The organism is Leptospira alexanderi serovar Manhao 3 str. L 60 (assembly GCF_000243815.2).
Classification (GTDB): domain Bacteria; phylum Spirochaetota; class Leptospiria; order Leptospirales; family Leptospiraceae; genus Leptospira; species Leptospira alexanderi.
On sequence record NZ_AHMT02000018.1, the window covers coordinates 89,291 to 110,119 of the forward strand.

A 20,829-nucleotide genomic window follows, 5' to 3' on the forward strand; every position below is an offset into this window, starting at 1 on the left:
TTCTAGAATCAGTCTATGAAAGTGAACGTAACATTGTTTTCTCCCTTCGAATTGGAATCTACGAGAATTTTTTCTTTATTAGAATATTTGAAACTTAGTTCGGGCATGTTTGCCGTTCAAAGTAAGTCGGGGATTCTTTTGGGAAAAAATTTGAAGTCGTGTCGATGGGAAAATAGAGGCGGCTTGAGATCGTAAAATTTGTCGTTACAGGTTCAAACTTTCTCTTGGCCGTTGCCTGGAATTTATCCGATTCTTGATTGGGATTTTTGTAAAAAGAAAAATCTCGATTTTTTAACTCTCCCCGGGATTTGGTTAGAATATCCGGATCTCGTTCCTTTTGTTCAGATCCGCGCCAAGTCGGCTTCCATTCTTGAATTGGAATTTTTTGTGAAGTCTCTTCAGGATCGATATCCTCACTTACTTTTGATTTTAAATGATTTTTGGGAACAAGCGATCGAATGGAATTGTTTCGGCGCTCATGTCGGAAAAGAAGATTATGAGGCTTTGAATTCCGAAGAAAAGAAAGTTTTATTCAACTCGGAGCTTTATCTCGGAACCTCGTCTCATACGTTGGAAGAAGTGAACGTATTGGATTCTTCCCTTTGGAATTATACCGGGCTTGGACCGATTTTTTCTACCGATAATAAAGAAGACGCAAAGCCCGCAATCGGGACGGAAATTTTAGAGAAAGTCGCAAGAGAATCTCTATTACCTGTAACTTTAATCGGTGGAATTCAAGTTGGAAATTTGGATCTGATTTTGAAAAAGGGAAAGTTTTTACTTTCAAGCATCTCTATGGCTTGTTTAGAAAGAGAATTTAGAACAGCTGCTACGAAAATACGAAAGCAAAATCGCTAAGTTTCAATTGACTTTGAACTTATGTCTTATAGGATGCCTTTAGATGAAGAAGCCGGATGAAATCGTACATCTTTCCGCCAAAGACGATAGGGATTATCTTTTAGATTATCAGGTCATTCAAACGGAAACATTAGGAAAAACCGATATTCTCGGAGTTCCATTCGATAATGTGACCCAGGATGAATCCGTAGCCAAGATTTATAGGCTCTTGCAGGAAAAAGAAAAGTTTCACCATATTCTTTTTTTGGATCCCGTCAAAATCATGTCGGTTCGAAAGGGGAAAAAACTCCATAGAATCACGGAAAAGGCGACTATGATTCTTGCGGAAGGAGCGGGGCTGCAGTGGGCCGCGGCCCGTCTCGGCAAAATTCTGAAAGAACGGATTTCTACGATTGCTTTGATGATGGATTTGGTTCGTCTTTGTGAACTCAGAAATTATTCCATTTTTATGCTCGGTGGCAAAGAAGATGTTATCGAAAAAGTTTATTTTACTCTTTCGAGACATTTTCCCGGGGTGAGAATCGTTGGAAGACACGCCGGCTATATGAATCCCCAAAGGGAGTTGATGGTAAAGGAATCGATTCGTAAGACGAGTCCGAATCTCATTTTTCTTGCTATGGATTTTCCGGAACAGGAAATCTGGATCGAAAATAACACGGCGTTTTTCGGACATTCCGTAATCATCGGAGTCAGCGGTTCCTTAGATATTCTTTCCGGTAAGGTGAGAAAAGCTCCGAATTTTTTCAAGCTCAGAGGACTGGTCTGGCTGTGGAGAATCCTGAGCAAACCCTGGAGATTATTCCGCTTTTTTAGAATGTTTCAGTTTTTTACGGTCGTATTCTTTAAATCTCTCTTTCAAAAAAAATCCTAAGAAGCGATTTTCCATTTTTGGTTTGTCGGGAAAATATTCTAAAAGAGTATATCTTTTTTCCTAAATATACCTACATATTATAGGAAAAAGAATTGATTTCGATTTTTTCGCACGCGATTCTTCTGAGCATGACGGATATTTCTTTTCTTGCGTTGATCGTCACAACCCTGGTCGGTTTCGGTTCCCTTTTCGGATTTCTTCACGTAATCTGGAAACAATTATCCTCTCAAACTCAGGAACTGAAGTTGGAATTGAAAACGGAAATTCAGGAATTGAGAAAGGAAACGAAAACGGAAATTCAGGAATTGAGAAAGGAAACGAAAACGGATATCCAGGATTTGAGAAAAGAAACAAAAACGGAAATTCATGAGTTGAAGACGGAAATTGCAAGCTTCCGATCCGAGGTCAAAAAGGACTTTCACCGTTTCGAAGTTCGTTTTGAGACTGCAAATTCCGCGCTGAGAGATCGAATCGACGTTTTAGTCGATACGTTGGCGATCCGATTTATAGAGGATCTGCCTCGTAAAAAGAAACGTCTTCCGGGATAATCGACCTCAGTAGCCGTAAACTTTCCACTTGGATTTCATCGAATGAACCGGTTTGCAAACTTCCTGACTCGATTCCCGCATCTTAGAATGAGCTACGGAATCTTGATGATTCAGATTCAAACGGACAGTCTTTTCGTGACCGAAGTTATTCCATAACTTTACCCACAAATTAAGAAGGTTTTTAGTATAATAAGGATCAAAAACTGATATTTTTCAAGTGTTCCGACGTGTTAGTGATTAGGGGTTAGATTTTAGTGGATAGAACTTTACATACAATAAAATGCAAGTGTTCCGACGTGTCAGTGATTAGGGGTTAGGACTTTACATTACATACAATAAAACGCAAGTGTTCAGACAAGAATCCTATTTTTTACTTGCGAGAAGTATGATTTTCTGATAGAGAAAAGTCTCCCGAGTTTTCCCGCCTATTTCGCGACCCGCAGAGAGCGAAATAGCCAGCGAACAGCGGAGCGTCGTGAGCGGCTCTCAACGAAGTTGAGAAAGAAAGCGAAATAGAGTTTTCTCCCCCCCACCCAAAAACAAGGGGAAACTCAGGCACAACGCTTCCTGAACTCAGCAAACACCTTCCTATGGGTCGGTGTTTAGGGCGCGTTGTGGGAACTAAGTCTCACTGTCGTAATTCCGACAGATTTATCTTCGGATCAAGTACTTGTGGTTGGTTATGGAGTTATTCCGGTCTCATCAATGGAAACAGAATTGTGTCCCGAATAGAATGGGAATCGGTCAAAAGCATCACCAAACGGTCGATTCCGATTCCGAGTCCTCCGGTCGGAGGCATTCCGTATTCCAGCGCGCGGATATAATCCTCATCCATCATAAATGCTTCATCGTCTCCAGCTTCTCTTTGTTTTACCTGATCTTCGAATCTTTCTTTTTGATCGAAAGGATCGTTTAACTCTGTGAATGCGTTTCCGATTTCTCTTCCGGCTACGTAAGGTTCAAATCGTTCCACATAACCGGGCTTATCCGGATTGGATTTCGCGAGAGGAGAAAGTTCTTTCGGATAATCGATGATAAAAACGGGCTGGATTAGATTCGGTTCCGCTTTTTCGGAAAAGACCTCGTCCGCCACTTTCCAGATCGTATTACATTTGGAAACGTCCACTTTCAATTCGGAGGCTTTTTTCTTCGCTTCTTCCAAAGAAGTGATCAGACTGAAATCGATTCCGCTGTACTCTTTGATGATATCTGTGTAAGTCACTTTTCTCCAAGGAGGAGAAAGATCGATCAGATCTTTGCCGTATTGGATTTTTAACGTTCCGTGGATTTTTTGTGCTAAGTGTGTGATGAGTCTTTCGGTAAGGTCAAGCATCGTATTCATGTCCGCAAATGCGATGTAGGCTTCCATCATCGTAAATTCAGGGTTATGTTTTGTTGAGGTTCCTTCGTTTCTAAAGTTTCGATTGAGTTCGAAAACTCGGTCCATGCCTCCCACGATCAAACGTTTGAGATAAAGTTCGGGAGCGATTCTCAAAAACAACTGCATGTCCAGAGTATTATGATGGGTTACGAAGGGTCTCGCCGCCGCACCTCCCGCAATCGGTTGCATCATCGGAGTTTCCACCTCCAAAAAACCTTCGTTGGTAAGGAAACTTCTGATTTCGGAAACGATCCGGCTTCTTGTGATGAACGTATCCCTGACGTGATCGTTCACCACAAGATCCACGTACCGCATTCTATATCTCTGTTCGACGTCGGCAAATGCGTCGTATATTACTCCGTCTTTCTCTTTTACCACGGGAAGAGGACGAATACATTTGGCGAGAAGTTCCACAGATGTGACGTGTAATGTGATTTCTCCTTTTTGGGTTTTAAAAAGATAACCTTCCAGTCCGATGATATCTCCCAGATCGAGAGACTTAAAAATTGCGTAGGAAGTTTCCCCTAAATCGTCTCGGGTCGCGTAAAGTTGAATGATTCCTGTGCTGTCTTTGAGATGGGCGAAACTCGCTTTTCCCATTACTCTTTTGGAATGTAATCTTCCGCCTAATTTGAATTTGGTTTCCGGTCCGGTAGGATCTTTTTCGAACTTCTCAACGATGTCTTTCGATTTTGAATCCGGAAAAAAACGAACCGGATAAGGATTGATTCCCTGTTTTTTTAATTCTTCGATTTTTTGAATTCTTTGTTGAATGAGTTCGTTTGAGTCTAACATTTTAGATTTTATTTTCCTGGGAGTATTTGATAAAACATTCTGGCTATGTTTAAAAAGACAATTTCGAATCCTTCTTCGCTTAAAAACCAATTTCCGAGCCCGATTTTATCCGACAAAGGGACCACATGAATTTTTAAACCCGCCGGACCCAATACGGATTCGTAGAGTTTTTGATTTAGAGACGATTCGAATCTTTTGGAGAGAATAAGAATACTTTTAAGTTGTCTATCCAGACAGATTTTTAGAAGAGATTTAGAGAAATTTCTAGCGCCGATCGGATACGGTTCGAGTTTATAAATTAGAATTTTCGATTCTTCAACGCCTAAGGTGACGAGTGAATTTTGGATTTCAGCCGTTAAGTCTTGAGTCACACCTAAGTTGGAGTTTGTTGTGGCGGGAGAATAAAGAACGATGAGTATTCCCGCGTATCCTTTTTTGAATCCGTCGGCTGCATTCTTGAGTATGTCTTGCGGAACCGTTTCCTTTGCCTCCAGTACTAGGGCGTCGCTTTTCGGAAAGGGACGGTCTCGGATCAAAAAGAGAGGACTGAAAGCGATCAATCCGAAAATTAAGATCAAACTGAGAAAGAATCCGGAAAAAAATAACCGCGCTTTGTGCAAAACTTCCTGTACGGATATCGGTCCTGGATGTGTGGACATATAAAACGAGAGTTTTTTCCAGGAATCAAATTACAAGAGGAAATTAGGAAACGATTCGATCCGTGCTTTGTTTGTAGATCATGGTTCTCCTTCCAGATCGATCGTAACCCTCGGTTCTACCAAATGAGCCACCTTTTCTACGATCTCCACCGGAGGTTTATTCATGGAAAGCAGAATGTCTTCCCAGCAGAATCGGAGTCCTATAAACTTAATGATTCCATAACCTAAAAGAAAAGCGTTTCCTAAGTTGTAGATCGAATAGACCCAGTTTCTATGCAGATAGTTCGTGATAAATCCGAAGAGCAATTGGGCTAAAAGAGAGTATTCGGCGACTACGTAAAGAGCAGGGATCGCAGTCCTACCGATCACCTTCGGAGTCCTACTGAATGGAATTTGTTTTCCCGTAATCGCCTGGTTGATCGACATGAAAACACCGGCTAAGTTTACGGGAATCAAAAGTAAGTTGAGAGAATAGACTTGAATTAGATCGATCCACTTGTATCCGATTCTTGCCAAGTCCATTCCGTATAAGATGAAATATGGAAGAGAAGAGACCGCTATCCAATACGTTTCCATTCCTTCTCCCAGAGGACTGCCCATAAGAATGACAAGGCTTATGTTCACCGCCGCGATCGACCCGAGATAGTGGACTCGAAAAAAGGCTTCTATGAATTTTATAAGACTCCAGGGACGTCGAAATACGTAACGAAGAAGTTTTGGAAGAATGATAAGACCTCCATTGGCCCATCTTCTTCTTTGAATCAAAAGCGATCCGAAGTCAGGAGGAGTCGCACTGTAGGCGAGCCTTTCCGGATAGTTATAAAGATTCCAATTTACATCCAAAAGATCGATGCTAGATTCCGTGTCTTCGATGACGGTATTGTCTTGAATGTATTTATGAATTTGAAAACCGCGTTCTTCGTAAACGGTCCTGATATCCAGAAGCGCTTTGTAGCGAAGCATCGCGTTTGCACCTACCCAGAACGTGGCTTTGAAATATGTAAACCCTTGATGGATCTGATACTGAATGTCGGTGGTCGCTCCGGCCATGTTTTCTAGAACGTTAAGTGCTCCCGGAAAAGAACTGTAAGGGGCTTGCACCACGGCGATTTTTTCATTTTCGGGAGAGGACATGACGTGGGATAATTTCAAAATGTAATCGGGAAGAAGAACACTGTCCGCGTCCAAGGTAATGAGCAAATCTGCCTCAGGAATTTCAAAAGAAAAATCGGCATTATTGGATTCTTCCAAAAATAATCCGTGAGAATCTTCTCGTTCTTTCCATCGTTTTCCCAAAAGAGCTATGTAGCTATTCAAGTTCATCGCTTTGTTGGGAAGATGGGAAAGGTTCAGATATTTCTTTCTTTCAAAGGTGGAAAAATTTACGCAAAATAAAGACGCAAGACGATTGTATTCTTTTTCGATTCTTTCTGGATCAGCCCCGCCTTTCACCCAAAGTAGCTCCAGTTCGGAAACTCTCTCTAAATGAAGTATGCCCCATTCCTTAAAAAAGAAATCTCTCATAAAAGCGCGGATATGTTCCGGAAGTTCCTTTTGGATCGCAGGATCGTCATACGAGTTTACTCGATTTTGAAACCAAAAGGTGGCGTCCTTATAAAGTTGAATCAAACGTTCCGTTTCTTTCAAAGGTTTGGATTTGTGAGAAAGTTTACGTTCCAGATATTCCTTCCGGGCTTGAATAAAAGGATAGGCAGCCTCATTGAATTCCTTTTGGAGAGAATTCGGTAACGCTCTCATATTTTGCAGAGCTTCAAAATCCGCATAACTTTTTGGTTTTGGAGGATCGTCGATGAGTAATACAACTCTCCGGTTCGGGTAATCTTGAAGTGCCGCTGAAAGAAGTGTTTCGCGAACGACATCTAATTCTTCCTTGTAGGAAGGAACCAGTACTGCCAAGGGAGGACAATCTTGTTTGTAGATCTTTTCTAACTCTGCCCGGCTCAGGGGGGAATGTTTCAAAAGTCTTTTGAAATAGCCGATTCGGGTAAATTGATAGACGAAGTTACCGTAGGTCAGAAGGGCGATGATGAAGAAAAACGCGACTTGTCCTATGGCTGCAAAAGGTCTATGATCGAGAAGCTGTTCCCAGAAAATTCCAAACATCTCGAAACCCGCGAAAGAACAGGCGACGATTGTTAAGAGAAGAAAGATTTTTGTGATCCAGATCTGGTTCCGGTAATACCGGTTGTTTTTCAAATGCGTGGATTCCGTTGCAGAAACTGGATTGATGCTCATTCAAATTTACTTAGATTTACAATAAACAAAACTATGCTTCCACGATGAAATCATAATAATTCTTCGAGGAAGAAAAATTTATTTTGGGAGATAAATTTGAAAAATTTTAATAAGAATAGGGAGAATTTCCCTGTGTTGGTTTTTTAGACTTTTGACATACGATATATCTTGGATTTTCCAATTGTTTGATAAAAGAAGTAAGATCACATTTTCCATCTATGAAGACACGTTTGATTCTCAAAGGATCTCCTCCCGGCAAATTGGTTCCATCTTCCGTTGTAAGTATCGCTTTATAACCTGACTGCACTGCTAACTGTATGAGTTTATCATTATACCAGCCGCAGGGCCAGGCTAGATAGTCGACAAGGATGCCTAACTTGGATTCTAGGATTCTTTTGGATTCTTTCAGTTCAAAGAGAGCGTCTTTTTCACTTTTTCCATCGACACGATTGTCGACCCAAGTCACCAAGTTATCATTTGGATTCCAGGGATGGCTGTAGGTATGAGATCCGATTTCAAATCGAGGATTCTTGGCAAGTTCTTGGATATCGGACCATTCTAGATATTCTCCGTTTCCAATACCTTTCGATCCGGCTATGATCCAAAAAGAAGCCGGAAAAGAGTATCGATTGAGTATTGGAACTGCGTTTAAAACGTTTTTCCAACCGTCGTCGAAGTTTAAAACCACAGACTTGTCCGGTAAAACTTTTTCTTTCCGTATGTAGGAAAGAAGGTCCTTCATCGTAATCGGGTTATAACCTTTGGAAAAAAGATATTGCATCTGTTCTTCGAACTTTTGCAGAGAAATCACGGTTTCTCCGAATTCTTTTTGGGAATCGGTTACGATCTCGTGATAGATAAGAACCGGGATTCCGTTTGAATTGGTTTTTGGAGAAAGGGAGGTTTGGGATTCTCGAAAAGGAGAATTACAAACATTGAATGTGATCCAAAACGTTCCGATCCAAAAAATCGGCCATCTTAAAATTACGAGAGACTGTTTCAAGAAGTCCTCTGTGGTTGCGATTCACTTTTAAGCGGTATTTCACCGAGGTAATTTTTCTTTCCGATATCGACCCCGTTGTGGCGGAGGATGGAATACGCAGTCGTAATATGAAAGTAGAAATTGGGAATCGCGTGTTGAATTGCGAATTCTTTTCCGGTCAGATACTTTCCGTCCCAGCGCGGATGAAAGATCTTTCGTTCGTTCGAATCGACGAAGTCCTTTTCCGTAAAGGTCGCAAGATAGTCTAACGTGGATTGGATTCTTGCCTGTAATTCCGCGATGGTTTTTTCTTGATCGTCGTGTTTTGGCGCTTCTTTTCCGGTAAGCCTGGAAACCCCCAGTTTTGCCGTATCGCAGGCGGTTTGAATCTGTTTGATGAGATGGAACTGATCGGGGGCCAGCCTAGAGTTCAGTAGGACTTCCACATCGAACTTTTTAGATTCTGCGTAAGCCTGTTCCAAGATAAGTTTTAGATTTTTGAGCATTTTGGAAAATTGAAGAATCGTGATTTCGTAGAGCATGGTCGTCTTCGGCGCTTATAGTTTTTCTCATTTTTTGGAAAGGCTTCTATCGAGATAGGATTTTTCGGTAAAATGACGAGTAAGGCAATCGCATTGAAATTTTAGGGATTGTGATAGGGAAATTCTTTCGGGATTTTCGAATTTAGCCCCGCCTGGTTGAAAGTATATAGTTCTTATCTTTTTCTAAAGAACACGGAATAACCTATGAGTGTCAAAAGAATTCCCAAATTTAAAAAAGTGATCCATTGAACGTTACTAATTTGATCTTTAATCTCTTCTAAACCACTTAATATTCCTTCATTAGGAATTATCGAAACAGGGGTTTCCGTATTTTCGATTATTTTTGCGGGCAATTTTTGTATTAAATTCCTTCCTTCTGAAACACTTTTGAAATTGTTAAGGCATTTTCGAATCTGACTCTTAACGTGAGGATTGTTTGCCCATTCCTTATCAACTTTCGAATAATAACTCAAAGCTAAGTTGATGGATCCTTTTTGAAAAAAATTGTCCGCATAAGCAATCCACAATTTGTTCTGGTATAATTGTAAAACCGCGTCGTCTGGATAAATCTTTAAAAGATCCGACAAACTTTCCTGTGCAGTTTTTAGATTCCCTCTTTCGATGTAAGACTTTATACTTTGGTACGGTTCTCTAAACTCTTCTGCGACGAGGTCAAAGGCGAAAAGTAGGATGAGTAAATAGACAAAAGTTCCTTTCATATCAATGACTCAATAGAATCGATTTGTGGCCGTATCTTGGAAGTGGCATTTTAGAATTTACGGATTGCCATTGAGAGGTGGCGGGAGTGGAGAGATCTAGGCTGAAAACAACGTCGCTTAAATTACCTAAGGATGTTTCGCCGCCAAAAACAAATGCACTTCGGCGGTCGTATGAAATTTCCATAGAAGGGTAATAAAGATTGGATGGAAGAGTAGCATAAGAATTGAAAGCGGAGGGATTGATTCGACTATATTCGAATGAATTCGTTGGCAAAATCCCGGAAGAAGGTTGGATTAAATTTGATGAAGTAGATCCTCCCGCTATTAAGATTGCCGGAGGATCCGATGGAAAAGGATCTTTTGAATTGGGAATATAACAAGCAGCAGCTGATCCGTGTCGGGCTACGTTCAACGGACTTTCTACAATAAAGGTTGTGGAACTTATACCCGGAATGTATCCATCGGAAGTAGCAAACGGACTTCCATCCGATGCCCTTCTACCTCCAGCAAAAAAAAGTGAACCCCCGGTATTACAGGAAGCTATATCGATTCTCTGGAAGATTGCACTATTGGAAACGTATTTTGTCCAAGTTCCTAAATCTCCATTGGAAGGGGAGAATTCGTAAATAGTATTTATCAATGTGCCTGTTTGCATCGCTTCGGATGTGGTTCCGGCGATGATAACGATTGAATTTTCAACCGATAAGGAATTGCCACTTTGATGAGTATTCGGCATCGGAGAAAGGGTTCTCCATAAATTTAAAAATGGATCATATTCATCCACTCGATCGGTAGCGCTGAAAGAAGGCCCAGACTTTATCAAACCGCCCATGACATAGATTTTATTTTTATGCGCGATAATATTTGCGAAAGCTCTCGGAGTTGGCATTTGCGTAATATTAGGATACCATCGGTTTTCCACCGGATCATACAAATCGATTTGTGAAATTGGATTCCCGTCCGTTCCTATACCGCCTATGAGCCAAATACCTCTGGTTTTGATTGGGTCGTCGCTCACTGCGGATTGAAAGCTGTTTATCCAAGTTATATCGTCTAGATTATTTCCGCAAGAAACGGTATAAATGTAATCCGTTTGCGGAATCAAATCGGTTAGGGTGACGATATGCGATTTTCCGAAATTTAAACTAGGAATTATCTTATCCAAAGTTTCTCTTCCGTAAGTCGCGTAAGCGTCCATTTCTTCCTCGCAATTCCAGACTAAAGTAGCTGAATTCGGCCTTATGCTTAGAAAGAAAATATTTTCTATGTTATTTTTTCGAGCCTTACTTCCCTCAAATAAAGTGGAATCTCCGCATGACAAAAATAAGGCGATAAGGACTAAGTATTTCATAACAAATACATGGCTCCCAATTCGATTCCTGTCGCACAAAACGTACCGGCCCTCTCAAATGTACAAAACGAGTTGATTCCCATTCGAAGCTGAATCGAACGGAAATTGATTCCCTGCCATCCAAAACCTAAAATTGTCGAAGGACTCACACCGCTACGTTGTTCCCCATTTCCTGAAAAACTTGTAATTGAGGCGCCTAACCCGATATTGAAATAAAAATTCAACCTAGGATTATCGAAGAACATTTTTCCTTTGTTGAAATAGACAAACTGATTTAGAAATAAGTAATTCGATTCCGCGGTCTTGGATTGTAAATAATCCATTCGAAAAGATAGCCTATAACCGGAAAAATCGAAAGCAGAAGGTTCGATAAAAAGAGAGCCTCCGTACGATACAGGGTTTGATTGGGAAATTGGAGAGTGATTTGCTAAAGCATTCAGACTGAGCCCGAATCGATTGTTCCAAATCTTACTAAGATAAGATAGGTATTTTCGATCTAATTTCGGATGAGGTTCTAGACTTGAATATGTTTCTAAGAGTTTCTGTTTTTCAATATTAATAAAGCCTAAATTCGTTTTTATGACAATCAGTTCTTCCGATTCTTCGACTACAACTCCTACAATTACACTTCCATCTTTTAACTTGAGGGAAGAATAACGGTAAGAGGCGTCCGCTCCTTTTTTCTTTCTGTCGATCGAAGAAATATCAGATTTGGGAATTTCATACTCTTCTCCTTTCCATAAAAACTTCGTTTTTGCTTCCGTTTCTTCAATTACGGATCCGATAAAAGAATCTCCGTTCTTTAAAACCAATTCCGCTGCATTCAAATTCGAAAAGCAGAACACAAATACAATCATTGAATTCCGACCGAAACGTTTCCTGAGAAATGGCATTTTAATTATTTGCAAGCCTTCAGAGTGAGGGGAAAATGAGTCTTCCAGAAGTGAAGGAATTCAATCAATATGATAAACAAAATTTTCTTATTCCATGTTGGGTGGGATAAAAACGGCCCTTCTGATTTCAAAATTATTATGAAACGCTGTCGGAGAATCTCGGACTACCTGCCAAATGTAACCGATTTGATCGGAAGAGGTGCTTACTAGAAAACTGTTTCTCTCACAGTAAGTGAGGTTAATTCTGGCAAATAATTCAACTAATCTTCCTCCAGTCCAATCGTTTGGATTGGTGGGATAACTTGCCAAGGGAAGAATTTTAACGGATGATTTAGAATGAGGGGGAATGGTTCCAAAATCGTAAACGACCGGAAGTCCTGGGTATTTTGGGACTGCATTCGGATTACAATCGGAATTATCGTAGATCGCCGCCGTAATAGAAACGTCTCTTTGGTTGTCGACTCGTATCATTGTATTCATTTTTAAAGTAGTACCGAGTAAAAATAAATCCTCAAAGTTGTTTCTGGTAATTTCATTTTCTTTTTGTTTATTAACGTTTTCGCATGAAGCAAAACACAAAAATACAATGGAAGGTATTAAACTCTTAAGAATATTCATAGTTTTTATTTTTACTCCATATTAGGAGGGACAAAAACGGCCCTTCTGATTTCAAAATTATTGTGAAACGCTGTCGGAGAATCTCGGACTACCTGCCAAATGTAACCGATTTGATCGGAAGAGGTGCTTACTAGAAAACTCTCATATTCACAAAAGTTATTTATTTTTGTATAGAATGGTACTAATCTTCCTCCGGTCCAATCGTTTGGATTGGTGGGATAACTTGCCAACGGAAGAATTTTAACGGATGATTTAGAATGAGGGGGAATGGTTCCAAAATCGTAAACGACCGGAAGTCCGTGGGGTAGTTTGGGACTGCATTCGGATTACAATCGGAATTATCGTAGATCGCCGCCGTAATAGAAACGTCTTCTTTGGTTGTCGACTCGTATCATTGTATTCATTTTTAAAGTAGTACCGAGTAAAAATAAATCCTCAAAGTTGTTTCTGGTAATTTCATTTTCTTTTTGTTTATTAACGTTTTCGCATGAAGCAAAACATAAAAATAAAATGGAAGGTATTAAACTCTTAAGAATATTCATAGTTTTTATTCGCTTTATATTAGAATAGATATTTCATTGATTTCTATTTTATCCGCAGATCCCAGCAAAGAAACAAGCCGCAATCTCATCAATGGAATTGATTACGACCGGAAAAACTTGTGTATTTCCGGTCGCGTCGATAATTATCACGGTGAACGGATACAAACCTAAGAAGTTCACGGTAGCGGGCCCGGTCAATAGACCGGAAGTCGATAAATTCACTCCGGGCGGATACGCATTCGGATCTCCGGCAATATACCATTGATAAGGCGGAAATCCTCCCGAGGCGGTGAATTGTATGGAATAAGGGTTTAACCAATTGACTTGGCATTCCGGTTGGCATGTCGAAGTTGTTGGATCCATTGGAATACCATCTTGCTGAACTGAATACACGAGCGTTATAGCGATTTCTTTACCATCGATATCTAAACCTTTTACGCTTAACGTTCTTCCTACGCCCACGACTCGGTTCGATTGACCCGGAATTACAAGTCTATCGTTGAAAAGGTCGGCTCGATTGATTTGAAATCGATTCCCGATGCTGGAACCGATCGGACCGGAAAATGTAAAGGAATCCGATTGAGTGGATTTATCAAATTGAATCTGAATCGGAGAGCTTTGGTAAATTCTCGCAGTATTGGAAGGACTGAGAGCTTTTAGGATTGGAGGTAGAGGAATAAAATTGTTATCACCGATATATTCGCCGACTCGGGCATTTTGAACAGTTGTACCACCTGCGCCTGCGCAAGTTTCCACCTTTACACAATCCAAAGAACCGTTAGGCAGCTCGATCGTTTTTCCGCAAAACTTCTTACTGTTATCATTTTCCCAATGAGATGAAAATGAGCCTCCATAACCGATTTCGTCTGGCTTACAATACCCAAATGAATAACCGTATTCACACCCTACGCATGCCGGGCTTCTTCCTCCTGGCGCAATTTGATTCACAAATGCACACACTGGAGGTTTAACTCCCCAATCTGCGGGCCAAAACGTACATGCTCCAATCATAATGTCTTTTAATTGTTCTTTGCTAATTTTACAGTTATAATAGCTGTAACCTAAACCGAGCATTGCGACGATTAACAATAGTTTCGGAAAATAGCTCTTTTTCACAAATTTCCCTTCCAAGATTGAACGATTTCTTTTATGCCAGGTTGATCGAAAATACTTTTGTTCGGATCATACCCGCCCGAGTTAACTAAATTCTTAAATGCGTTTTCAATGGAATCGGATTGAACCGGTAAGATCCATTGAAAGTCATCGCTTGGATTATTTACGGAGTCTTTCAGAATTTCTAAAGCGGATCGATTTGAAACGTAAAGGTATTCATTCCTTTTAGAGATTAAGATCTTATGGGGATTGATTATCTTTTTATAAGGCCTTATCTCGGGGAGAAATTCGTAGACATCGGTGATTCTTAAATCTCCGTTGAATGAGTAAACCGCGTCTTCGGAAGGGCAAGTTGCGTAAATGCTACCGCTCGAATTGACTGCGATACCTAAAAGCTGAGGAGCGTTGTATCTGATTCCTTTTTGTGTAACAAAAGAAAAGTCTTCTAGGGAATTTGTAAAATTGAATCGTCCGTTCCCTTCGGAGAATAAAGTTAATTTGGTCCCTTTATTTTCTAAGACACCTAAAAAACCGTTGTTATAGGCTAAGGAAAACACTTCTATCGGCTGCGGATTTATATTCAAAGAGGTTAAAGAATTATCGATTATATTAAATTTTTTTAATTGTTTTTGGTGATCCAATAAAATCACTTCCCCGTTATCTGGTTTAAACTCAAAAATTGAATAGGCGCCTATGTTTGTTTTGATACAATTTGGAGTGAAGCTAATGTTACCCGTCGCAGTGTATGTGTAACACAGATCTAAAAAGTTATCAGAGGAAATGAAGAGAATTCTTCCGTTGGGAAGAACATAAATTTGCTTATAGTTTTCGATACGATCGTCATGAAAATATCGAATACTTTGATTTGAATTGGAATAAATAATGTTTCCTTTTGGCGAATCCAGGATGAAAAGATTTACATCGGTCTGCAAAAGACTCGTATCACGAATGGAGTCGTCTAAATGAACCACGGAAAAATCCTGAATTCTCCGTAATTCGGGGAAATTTAAGTTTCGAGTGTAAAGAAAACCTATGTTTTCGAAAATTTCCGGATTGAGTTGAAATTTTGAAACTAAGTGGGAGTTCTGGAGATTTGTTACAGTCCCTCCGGAACGATTTATTGGAGAGTCATTTTGAGAAAAAAGGCTCATTAGTTGAAGCGAAATGGCCGAGGCGCTTCGGTCCCCTTTTTGATTCTTGCAATGAATGATTGTTGATAAAAAGACAACTAATGTGAATTTTTTTAACAAATTTGCCATATATGACAACATAAAGAATTTCGATTGTATTTCCTGTCAAATAGTAAAGTATAAAATGAAAAATAGTTTATTATATTTTATTTCAAATTAAGTCAATTTTACTTTAAAATAATGTTTTAATTTTCAAATTATTGTCAATTTGTGGAGCTTTGTTTGTTACATAAAGATTTCATCTGTTTAAGTTTATCGAAATGGAAAGGTCTCAGTTTTTTCGAAGAATAGAAAGAATTAGAAAAAAATAAGGAATTCGAGGGGAATGTTTAAGACGGATTTTTGCTCGATAAAAACTCAATGTGTTGCTACCTGCTGTCGCAACACAGGGGACTCGCCGTTACGCAGTCTCGCATCCGTGCTCGACTTGGCTCCACGGCGTCTCGCTTTTGCCTCGGAACATAGTGTTCCTCGGAAGCGTTTCTCGCTTCTTACGGAAGCTCAAAACGCTTTACAAAAAGCTCGCTTCGAGTCCCGGTTTCGTTGTGTTTGATTGTTTGGATTTAAAAAAGAGAAGTTTTTTGCTCGAGAGGGGACTCGAACCCCTACACCTAAACGGCACAAGCACCTCAAGCTTGCGTGTCTACCAATTCCACCACCCGAGCGGTTGCAATGACAGAATGAGAAAAGAGCCTTGGGAGTCAAGGAACTTACGATCAAACCAATTCGTATTTCTTTCGAGTCTTTTTATCCTCAGGATCGATTTGAATTTTTTCCGGATGAAATACGATGTCCCAGTAACGTTTGGAATAAGCGAAGATTCCCGCACAAAGAATCATAACGAGGATGTAACCGGAGATTTCGGGGTGTTTCAGAATACTTTCTCCTGGAATTCGAAATTGGATGAGAGGGATACACATATACCAGAAAACTGTAATCGCTACGAGTCCAACTCCGAATTTTCCCCACCAATTTGGTTTTCCTTGAATTCCTCGTTTGAGGTAAAGAAAGCTTCCCAGCCAGATTCCTAAAATTTCGCGGATGATGTAAGCAATTAGAATCCAAAGCGGAAACCGAAAGTAATGAACGATGACTGAAAGTCCTCCGATTGTCACAATCTTGTCGCAGATAGGATCTAAGTATCTACCAAGAACGGATTCTTGATGAAGGAGTCTTGCAAGAAATCCGTCGAGATAATCGGTAAGTACTGCTAAAAGACATGTAAGTATGGCGTAGAGTAGGAATTCGGTTTTTTCCGGCGAAGCCATATAAGTTTTTGTGAAAGTGATGAAAAAGGGTAAAAGAAAAACTCTACTGATTGAAAGCAAATTGGAAATGGTGAAGATCCTGTCTTCTAAAAGTTCCTGAGGTTTTTTTTCCTGAACGATCATCTTTACTTTCGTTCCAATATTTTTATGGAGAGAATTCTGTATTCCAGTAAATGAGAGGATGAATTTCAGGAATAGAATTTTTCGAATTAATTTAAATGAAATCGATTGACCGGAGACGTTCTTTTGAAAAAGTATCAAGAGAATAAAGGAGCTGTAGCTCAGCTGGTTAGAGTGCCTGCCTGTCACGCAGGATGCCGCGGGTTCGAGTCCCGTCAGCTCCGAGATTCTTCTTTTCTTCCATACAATCTTTCAACTTACATGAAATCGGACTCGAAGCTTATGAGCGAGAGCGTTTTTCGCTTTCGTAAAAAGCGTAAAAACGCGAAGCGAGTCCATGGATGGACGAGCCGTGAATAAGACGCCGTGGAGCTTAATTTCTCAGGATGCGAAATTGCGTAACGGCGAGTCCCGTCAGCTCCGAGATTCTTCTCTTTCTTCCATACAATCTTTCAACTTACAGCGCGTCCCAACCTCGTCGAGCGCCCGCCAATAGATTAGTATGATTCTTGGACGTAAGACAGTTCCGAATGTGATATTCTTGATTCGACGGAGTCAAGAAGGCCGGTGAAGTAACTCAAGCATCTCACTCCCTGAATTGCGCCCCTTAGGAAGCGTTGTGCCTGAGTTATACCTTTCGCGCCCTAAACACCGACCCATAGGAAGGTGTTTGCTGAGTTTTCTTCGAGCGACACGTAGGGAGTTGAGACATTATTATTCCGATAAACAATAATCGGAATTCAATAAATTGCTCTCTACGGGTCGCAATTTAGGAAGCGTTGTGCCTGAGTTTCCCCGTGTTTGGCTTGGAGGAGCCTGTTGAAAAAGAGACGCAAAATTTGTGAACCTGCTAGATTTGCACAATGGCAAAGTTCAAGAACACGGACCCGAATCAACTTAGGATGCATGTTTTAGATTTTCAGGAATTGATCGGAGAGGGACATCCGATCCACGGATTTAAGAAAGTTATAGATCGTTTAGATTTTGAGAATTTTGAAAAGAATTACCAAAACGATGAAACAGGTCGACCTGCAATATCACCTAAGAAAGTAATTTCAGCACTTTTCTATTCGATATTAATCGGAAATCTCTCGATGAGAGAACTGTGTAGGTTATCGAAACTCAGAGCCGAGTTGATCTATCTTAAAGTGGTTTTATCGGCTTTGAAACGATTTCTATCGACGGAACGAAGATCAAAGCGAACGCAAATCCTGACGATATTGGAGACTTACTACTCGGACGCATGAAAATGATACTCGAAAATAAACGGTCGGTTTTGCAAAAGTACAACGGTTCTCAAAAATTAAGTCAAATCGGGAAATCTCGACTTTTTAGAGGAAGATTCCAACATTCTAATTTTCGAAATAGTTTATCATAGTATTTTATTCATGCGTCCGAGTAGTAATACGTGTTTGGTGTTGGACCTAACGCAGCCACTAGGTCCGCATAAATTCGCATTTACATTCCGGAAGTTCACATAGTCTCGTTGTTATTTGCCAGCTTTCGTATTCCGGAAAGATCGGTTTGCGAAAATGAAAGTTTCCCTTTCGCGTTATAGAAAACCGTATTATATAGAAATCAGTGGAATATCCTGAACTTTGACAAAGATTGTATTTGAATTCAGAGGTTATATCAGTATATTGTGCGATTCTAAATGTGACATATTTATTATTTATATATATAATAAATATAATATAAAAAATAAAAAATAATAAAAATTGTATTGAATAAAAACGGAATATCCATTAGGTAGTCCGCCATGATAATTCGAAAATCGATATGTTTATTTTTAATCGGGTTTTTGTCACAGTGCAATGGAATTTTAGAAAATAAAAATAGAAACATTATCAATAATTTGGCGCTATTTTTACGTTCAGATTCGTTTACATATTCTCCGGAAGGAAACCCGGTAAGAACTTTTGAAACAAAAGTAGTAGAAACGAATTTTCTGTACCAACTGAATCCAGAGTTGGTCGCGAGAGTGGGGGCTTTTTTTACGATCGATTCCTCTGATCCTCCGCGCGCGACGACGTTTTCTCATGTCGCAGGAATTACTTTAGCTCCAAATCTTCGACCTGCGAATTTTCAGTCTGTGGACTTTACTCTCTTCATGTTAGATTCGGTCGGAGGAAATCTTTACTTCTCCGTCGGCGCTAACAGACTTTATTATAAATCAAACACGGATTTTATCGGCGCAGGACGAATTTCTCTGGAAGAGAACGGACGAATCGCTTTGCTTAAATCCGAAGCCGTCAATCTTTGTTGGTCCTTTGATGGGCAGACTTCCCAACGTATAAACGGATGTCAAAATACTGTTTCTATACCCGGCGCTCAAGAATTGGTTTCGTTCGGTCCTTCCGCCTTTCTTGTTTACGGACCGAGTATTGGTTTTCGTCGATTAGGAATCAATGGAGTGGTAACGACGGTTTCAAGTCCGGTTCCGATTACCGGATTGCGAAGTGTATGGGCGGATTCAACCCTCATTCTCGTAGTCGATCAGGATGGCAATAGGATAGTCGCTTGGGACCCAAGAGATCAGTCCATAATTTTCAAATGGACGGATCAAAAACTCGTTACGGATACTGCCACTTTGGAACTGACTTTTACTGCTGCGACTCCATTGCCCGGCGGTATGGGTTTGGCGGTACTTCCGGAAAATTCAGATACGTTACTATTCATGAATCGTAATTTCCAATTGATAGGAGGTCTAACGTCCCCGAGCGGCGCTTATCCTCTCAGACGTATCAATCCGATTCAGGGAGTGTCCGTAAATCTATTGGGGGGGACGATTGGGATTTGGTCTTCTCGCGGAGTGAACGTTTCCGCAATTGATCAGAATGCAAATTACAATTTCACGTATCTATTGCCCGACAGTCTTACTACGTTACCTCAAGTGCTCAATGATCCAACTGTGAGTGATGCGCTGCAAGCGGACCCAAGGACGGACTTGCTGGATGTACCCGCCGTACGGAATGCGCTTACGAACTTAAGGAGTCAGTTATGAAGTTGAGAAAAATCGCATTTGTACTTTCGATATTTCTTATAATCAACGCTAGTATAGGTTGTAAAGAGGCAGCAATCAGCATGGAGCAAGCGAACCTTACTTGTAATGCATGGGCGTATCTTTCAATGACGAATAATGCTCCTCCTGCTCGTTGGCCCATAGGGGTAGCCGTTGCCGGTTTTTGTTTCGGAGAGCAACCGGTTCCGTTTCCTGGTGCGGTCTTTTGTTCGGCCGTAATGTGTAGAAATACTTCTGACGATTGCCATTGTAGAGGTATTTTTGGTAATCCTTACCGTGGACCCGATTCTATTCCTCGTCCTGGAGCTCCAAATCCCTTCCCCTTCCTAACAGCAAGTGGAAGTGCATCATTTGGAGATTCGGTGACGGAATCCAATCCTGTAGCGAGCGATCCACAATTAGGTCCGAAAGTTGTAATTACGCAGCCGAATATAAACGCGGTTTGGCTGGCGCCTTTGTCTCAATCTCTTGTGCTTCAGTTTGATCATCGTATTGATCCGAGCACGTTGAATTTATCCGGTAGTCTTGTAGACAATCAAACTCCCAAAGTTCAAGTCAGTAGTACTTTGGTTACGGATGATACGATCTCTTTAACACCTTCGCCTAATTGGTTTGCTGGAAATCGTAATCTTCAGGTAAACGTTAAGGATCTTACCGGAAATTTAGGAACTTCGAACATGGGACTCAACGTGGGCGCCGTAGAATGTAGTCAGCCTTGGGAAACTTGTAATTGTCGTTGTGAATTTTTTGGATTTCCAGTTGCTTGTTTTCCCGGACAACCGCCTACGTGCGATCAGTGTAGAAAACCTGGGTGTTAGTCGATTTGACTTTGGCCAAACTCAAGCTTTACCCACAAATTAAGAAGGCTTTTGGGATAATAAGGATCAAAAACTGATATTTTTCAAGTGTTCCGACAAGAATGAGGTTTTTTACTTGCAAGAAGTATGATTTTCTGATAGAGAAAAATCTCCCGAGCCTTCCCGCCCCACCGCCCAAAATCAGGGGAAACTCAGGCAGAACGCTTCCTGAACTCAGCAAACACCTTCCTATGGGTCGGTGTTTAGGGCGCGAAAGGTATAACTCAGGCACAACGCTTCCTAA

Annotated in this window: 19 protein-coding genes, 2 tRNA genes and 1 pseudogene; 8 read left to right on the forward strand and 14 right to left on the reverse strand. The window is 40.6% G+C overall.

Annotated elements, in window-relative coordinates; genetic code table 11:
• The first annotated feature begins 15 nt into the window (after positions 1 to 15).
• From LEP1GSC062_RS06885 to LEP1GSC062_RS06900, 4 genes are all read left to right on the forward strand, one after another.
• Positions 16 to 195 carry a hypothetical protein gene (locus LEP1GSC062_RS06885; protein ID WP_020983799.1) on the forward strand — a complete coding sequence of 60 codons (180 nt, stop codon included), beginning with the start codon at positions 16 to 18 and terminating at the stop codon, positions 193 to 195.
• Between the two features lie 36 nt (positions 196 to 231).
• On the forward strand, positions 232 to 858 hold the full coding sequence (locus LEP1GSC062_RS06890; RefSeq protein WP_020983806.1) for a thiamine phosphate synthase: 627 nt from the start codon (positions 232 to 234) through the stop codon (positions 856 to 858).
• 43 nt (positions 859 to 901) lie between these two features.
• Positions 902 to 1,729, forward strand: a complete 828-nt coding sequence (locus LEP1GSC062_RS06895; RefSeq protein ID WP_020983757.1) for a WecB/TagA/CpsF family glycosyltransferase — start codon at positions 902 to 904, stop codon at positions 1,727 to 1,729.
• Between the two features lie 128 nt (positions 1,730 to 1,857).
• Positions 1,858 to 2,277 (forward strand): hypothetical protein, encoded by a 420-nt coding sequence (locus tag LEP1GSC062_RS06900; protein WP_039941434.1) that lies wholly within the window; start codon positions 1,858 to 1,860, stop codon positions 2,275 to 2,277.
• A gap of 688 nt (positions 2,278 to 2,965) precedes the next feature.
• Here the strand turns inward: LEP1GSC062_RS06900 and lysS are convergent.
• From lysS to LEP1GSC062_RS06970, 14 genes and pseudogenes are all read right to left on the reverse strand, one after another.
• Positions 2,966 to 4,453, reverse strand: coding sequence for a lysine--tRNA ligase (gene lysS / locus LEP1GSC062_RS06905; RefSeq protein ID WP_010578027.1), 1,488 nt, complete (start codon positions 4,451 to 4,453; stop codon positions 2,966 to 2,968).
• Positions 4,454 to 4,461: 8 nt separating this feature from the next.
• The gene (locus LEP1GSC062_RS06910; protein ID WP_010578028.1) at positions 4,462 to 5,112 is read right to left on the reverse strand and encodes a hypothetical protein; all 651 of its coding nucleotides are present in this window, start codon (positions 5,110 to 5,112) and stop codon (positions 4,462 to 4,464) included.
• 78 nt (positions 5,113 to 5,190) lie between these two features.
• Complete coding sequence (locus LEP1GSC062_RS06915) at positions 5,191 to 7,329, reverse strand: glycosyltransferase family 2 protein (RefSeq protein WP_020983770.1); 2,139 nt, start codon at positions 7,327 to 7,329, stop codon at positions 5,191 to 5,193.
• Positions 7,330 to 7,474: 145 nt separating this feature from the next.
• Positions 7,475 to 8,371, reverse strand: a complete 897-nt coding sequence (locus LEP1GSC062_RS06920) for a polysaccharide deacetylase family protein (RefSeq protein WP_010578030.1) — start codon at positions 8,369 to 8,371, stop codon at positions 7,475 to 7,477.
• On the reverse strand, positions 8,368 to 8,892 hold the full coding sequence (locus LEP1GSC062_RS06925) for a DUF1993 domain-containing protein (RefSeq protein WP_010578031.1): 525 nt from the start codon (positions 8,890 to 8,892) through the stop codon (positions 8,368 to 8,370). The genes LEP1GSC062_RS06920 and LEP1GSC062_RS06925 overlap by 4 nt, the downstream gene beginning before the upstream one ends.
• Before the next feature lie 173 nt (positions 8,893 to 9,065).
• Complete coding sequence (locus LEP1GSC062_RS06930; RefSeq protein WP_010578032.1) at positions 9,066 to 9,611, reverse strand: tetratricopeptide repeat protein; 546 nt, start codon at positions 9,609 to 9,611, stop codon at positions 9,066 to 9,068.
• A gap of 1 nt (position 9,612) precedes the next feature.
• Positions 9,613 to 10,962 (reverse strand): Kelch repeat-containing protein, encoded by a 1,350-nt coding sequence (locus LEP1GSC062_RS06935; protein WP_020983803.1) that lies wholly within the window; start codon positions 10,960 to 10,962, stop codon positions 9,613 to 9,615.
• Positions 10,959 to 11,855 carry an LA_3334 family protein gene (locus tag LEP1GSC062_RS06940; RefSeq protein WP_425268429.1) on the reverse strand — a complete coding sequence of 299 codons (897 nt, stop codon included), beginning with the start codon at positions 11,853 to 11,855 and terminating at the stop codon, positions 10,959 to 10,961. Before LEP1GSC062_RS06940 ends, LEP1GSC062_RS06935 begins: the two co-directional genes overlap by 4 nt.
• Before the next feature lie 87 nt (positions 11,856 to 11,942).
• Positions 11,943 to 12,473: a hypothetical protein gene (locus LEP1GSC062_RS06945; protein ID WP_020983785.1), complete on the reverse strand. Its 531-nt coding sequence runs from the start codon at positions 12,471 to 12,473 to the stop codon at positions 11,943 to 11,945.
• Between the two features lie 11 nt (positions 12,474 to 12,484).
• A pseudogene (locus LEP1GSC062_RS06950) lies at positions 12,485 to 13,015 on the reverse strand (hypothetical protein).
• A 48-nt stretch (positions 13,016 to 13,063) separates the two neighbouring features.
• Positions 13,064 to 14,146: an Ig domain-containing protein gene (locus LEP1GSC062_RS06955; protein WP_010578036.1), complete on the reverse strand. Its 1,083-nt coding sequence runs from the start codon at positions 14,144 to 14,146 to the stop codon at positions 13,064 to 13,066.
• Positions 14,128 to 15,336 carry an LIC_11904 family protein gene (locus LEP1GSC062_RS06960; protein ID WP_039941436.1) on the reverse strand — a complete coding sequence of 403 codons (1,209 nt, stop codon included), beginning with the start codon at positions 15,334 to 15,336 and terminating at the stop codon, positions 14,128 to 14,130. The genes LEP1GSC062_RS06955 and LEP1GSC062_RS06960 overlap by 19 nt, the downstream gene beginning before the upstream one ends.
• A gap of 564 nt (positions 15,337 to 15,900) precedes the next feature.
• A tRNA-Leu gene (locus LEP1GSC062_RS06965) sits at positions 15,901 to 15,983 on the reverse strand.
• A 51-nt stretch (positions 15,984 to 16,034) separates the two neighbouring features.
• A complete protein-coding gene (locus LEP1GSC062_RS06970) occupies positions 16,035 to 16,709 on the reverse strand; it encodes a CDP-alcohol phosphatidyltransferase family protein (RefSeq protein ID WP_039941438.1) in 675 nt (224 codons plus the stop codon).
• A 147-nt stretch (positions 16,710 to 16,856) separates the two neighbouring features.
• On the opposite strand from LEP1GSC062_RS06970, the gene LEP1GSC062_RS06975 reads away from it, so the two are divergent.
• The 4 genes from LEP1GSC062_RS06975 (at position 16,857) to LEP1GSC062_RS06990 (ending at position 20,546) form a co-directional block, all read left to right on the forward strand.
• Positions 16,857 to 16,930: transfer RNA gene (locus LEP1GSC062_RS06975), tRNA-Asp, on the forward strand.
• Positions 16,931 to 17,608: 678 nt separating this feature from the next.
• Complete coding sequence (locus LEP1GSC062_RS06980) at positions 17,609 to 17,953, forward strand: transposase (RefSeq protein ID WP_039941443.1); 345 nt, start codon at positions 17,609 to 17,611, stop codon at positions 17,951 to 17,953.
• A gap of 512 nt (positions 17,954 to 18,465) precedes the next feature.
• The gene (locus LEP1GSC062_RS06985; RefSeq protein ID WP_010578040.1) at positions 18,466 to 19,710 is read left to right on the forward strand and encodes an LIC_11904 family protein; all 1,245 of its coding nucleotides are present in this window, start codon (positions 18,466 to 18,468) and stop codon (positions 19,708 to 19,710) included.
• Complete coding sequence (locus LEP1GSC062_RS06990) at positions 19,707 to 20,546, forward strand: Ig-like domain-containing domain (RefSeq protein ID WP_010578041.1); 840 nt, start codon at positions 19,707 to 19,709, stop codon at positions 20,544 to 20,546. Before LEP1GSC062_RS06985 ends, LEP1GSC062_RS06990 begins: the two co-directional genes overlap by 4 nt.
• Positions 20,547 to 20,829 lie beyond the last annotated feature (283 nt).

Bases quoted from the DNA above. Each gene is read 5' to 3' on its own strand.
- LEP1GSC062_RS06885 (WP_020983799.1), top strand. From the start codon at position 16: ATGAAAGTGAACGTAACATTGTTTTCTCCCTTCGAATTGGAATCTACG.
- LEP1GSC062_RS06895 (WP_020983757.1), top strand. From the start codon at position 902: ATGAAGAAGCCGGATGAAATCGTACATCTTTCCGCCAAAGACGATAGG.
- LEP1GSC062_RS06900 (WP_039941434.1), top strand. From the start codon at position 1,858: ATGACGGATATTTCTTTTCTTGCGTTGATCGTCACAACCCTGGTCGGT.
- lysS (WP_010578027.1), bottom strand. From the start codon at position 4,453: ATGTTAGACTCAAACGAACTCATTCAACAAAGAATTCAAAAAATCGAA.
- LEP1GSC062_RS06910 (WP_010578028.1), bottom strand. From the start codon at position 5,112: ATGTCCACACATCCAGGACCGATATCCGTACAGGAAGTTTTGCACAAA.
- LEP1GSC062_RS06925 (WP_010578031.1), bottom strand. From the start codon at position 8,892: ATGCTCTACGAAATCACGATTCTTCAATTTTCCAAAATGCTCAAAAAT.
- LEP1GSC062_RS06930 (WP_010578032.1), bottom strand. From the start codon at position 9,611: ATGAAAGGAACTTTTGTCTATTTACTCATCCTACTTTTCGCCTTTGAC.
- LEP1GSC062_RS06935 (WP_020983803.1), bottom strand. From the start codon at position 10,962: ATGAAATACTTAGTCCTTATCGCCTTATTTTTGTCATGCGGAGATTCC.
- LEP1GSC062_RS06940 (WP_425268429.1), bottom strand. From the start codon at position 11,855: ATGCCATTTCTCAGGAAACGTTTCGGTCGGAATTCAATGATTGTATTT.
- LEP1GSC062_RS06945 (WP_020983785.1), bottom strand. From the start codon at position 12,473: ATGAATATTCTTAAGAGTTTAATACCTTCCATTGTATTTTTGTGTTTT.
- LEP1GSC062_RS06970 (WP_039941438.1), bottom strand. From the start codon at position 16,709: ATGATCGTTCAGGAAAAAAAACCTCAGGAACTTTTAGAAGACAGGATC.
- LEP1GSC062_RS06980 (WP_039941443.1), top strand. From the start codon at position 17,609: ATGCATGTTTTAGATTTTCAGGAATTGATCGGAGAGGGACATCCGATC.
- LEP1GSC062_RS06985 (WP_010578040.1), top strand. From the start codon at position 18,466: ATGATAATTCGAAAATCGATATGTTTATTTTTAATCGGGTTTTTGTCA.
- LEP1GSC062_RS06990 (WP_010578041.1), top strand. From the start codon at position 19,707: ATGAAGTTGAGAAAAATCGCATTTGTACTTTCGATATTTCTTATAATC.